The following is a 2312-nucleotide window of genomic DNA, read 5'->3' on the forward strand; positions in this document are numbered from 1 at the left end:
CGAGAATGGCACTTCGTGCAACATTCTCTGTATAGAGGTTTTATGGAGATTCCAAGACTGCGTAGCCCCTACCTTCGCCCCAATACAATGAGAGCCATAAGGCTATTGCCCTATGGCTCTCATATTAAAAATAGACTGGCTCAAGAATCAGAATGCCGATACCCAACGAACATAAGCAAAGTCCATAGGGTGAGCCATTAGCTGGTGCGTAGGAGAGATGCGGATGGCGATCTTCCGGGTACCAGGGTTATTGATCATCTTTCTTAGCTTGTAAGTGCGTCGACTACCTTCACTGCTCTCTAGGGTAAAGGCATAGTTATCTACAAGCTCTGTCATCATATTATCGGCATTGAATTCAGAGATGACTAGCTCTACTTTGAGGTCAGTGGAGAGCTGATGTAGGTCGAGCACCACTTGCAACTCCATCTCTTCGCCTACTTCAAAGCTACGACTGCTGAGGTCCTTGGTGCTCTTCACCTCTATTACCTCCAATTGATCCCAGGTATTGGCTACACTTTGTTTCCACTCCACCAGAGTATCGACTGCTGCATAGTTGTTTTCCGCAAGCATTGCTGAGCGTGTAGCAAGTGGCTGGTAGAATCGGGTGATATAGTCATTAATCATCCGTCGCATCGTGAAGCGAGGGAGGATCTCTGCCATAGAAGTCTTGATCATCTTCACCCAACCGGTAGAGTACTCCTTACCATCACTGCGATCGTAGTAAAGCGGGATGATCTCATCCTCTAGGGTCTTGTAAATCGTCACGGCATCTAGCTTATCCTGCTGCCCCTGATCGGTATAGGTGCGTTTGTCGGTCAGTGCCCAACCGCCTCCAGGCACAAACCCCTCATACCACCATCCATCGAGTACTGAGAAGTTGAGCACTCCATTCATCAGCGCCTTCATGCCCGACGTTCCCGATGCCTCTAATGGACGTGTAGGGGTGTTGAGCCATACATCCACACCAGCGATCAATCGGCGAGCTACGCGGATATCATAATTCTCTAGGAATAGGATCTTGCCGTGGAATTGTGGCATCTTAGAGATCTCGATGATGCTCTTGATAAGCCCCTGGCCACCACCATCGGCAGGGTGTGCCTTACCGGTATAGATAAACTGGATGGGGCGCTCGCTGTTATTGACAATCTGTGCCAAGCGATCGAGGTCGGTAAAGAGCAGATGGGCACGCTTGTAGGTGGCAAATCGGCGTCCGAAACCGATGAGAAGGGCATCGGGATTCAGGGCATCGAGCACCTCGTAAGTAAAGGAGGGGTCGTTATTACTCTTGGAGAGACTTGCCTTGTAGCTCGCCCTGAGATGGCGAATAAGTCGGCATTTCATCTCTTTACGCATCTCCCATATTTCGCTGTCTGGCACCTCTTTGATCTTCTTGAGAATGTCAGGATTATCCTGATCATCAAGTATATTCTCCGAGATATATTTCTTGTAGAAAGGGATCCACTCCACAGCGGTCCACGAAGGGAAGTGCACCCCATTGGTCACATATCCCACATGTAGCTCGCTAGGGAAGTAGCCCTTCCACACAGGGGCAAACATCCGCTGCGACACCTTGCCGTGAAGCCAGCTAACACCATTGGCCTCCTGAGCCGTATTGAGCGCCAAGACACTCATGGAGAACTTCTCGTCGGAGCCAGGGTTTTCACGACCAAGGTCAATCAACTCATCAAACGAAATCCCTAGCTTCGCGGCATAGTGACCCATATACTTATCGAAAAGGCCCTTATCAAAGTAGTCGTGACCAGCAGGCACAGGCGTGTGCACTGTATAGAGCCCCGAAGAGCGAACGATCTCCAGAGCGTGATCAAAGTCCATACCACTTTGGGTGAGCTGTGCCATACGCTCAATATTAATGAAGGCAGCATGCCCCTCATTGCAGTGGTATACTTGCTTCTTGATGCCTAGCTTCTCTAGTAGCATAATGCCTCCGATACCAAGCAGATACTCCTGCTTCATACGGTTTTCCCAATCGCCACCGTAGAGCTGGCTAGTAATTCCCTTATCCCAATCACTATTCTTAGGGTGGAAGGTATCCATCAAGTAGAGCGGGATACGCCCTACATCTACTCGCCACACATTGCAGTAAACGGTATGATCTCTAAAGGGGACCTCTAAAGTCATCGGTAAACCCTGCTCATCGGTCACTTGGCTTACTGGGATATTATTGAAGTCATTCTGCTTATATTGGGCAATCTGATCACCATCGGCCGAGATGACTTGGTCAAAGTAGCCATACTTGTATAGGAAGCCTACGCCTACCATGTCTACGCGAGAGTCGCTGGCCTCCTTCAGGT

At 49.5% G+C, this 2312-nt stretch carries 1 protein-coding gene; it reads right to left on the reverse strand.

Features of this window, described 5'->3' with window-relative positions; translation table 11 throughout:
• Positions 1 to 147: 147 nt before the first annotated feature.
• Positions 148 to 2312, reverse strand: a 2165-nt coding sequence (glgP, locus tag QVO39_RS01735) for an alpha-glucan family phosphorylase (protein ID WP_288171492.1), incomplete at its 5' end; no start/stop codon positions are given.

The organism is Porphyromonas sp. CAG:1061, assembly GCF_000435035.1.
Taxonomy (GTDB): Bacteria; Bacteroidota; Bacteroidia; order Bacteroidales; family Porphyromonadaceae; genus Porphyromonas_A; species Porphyromonas_A somerae.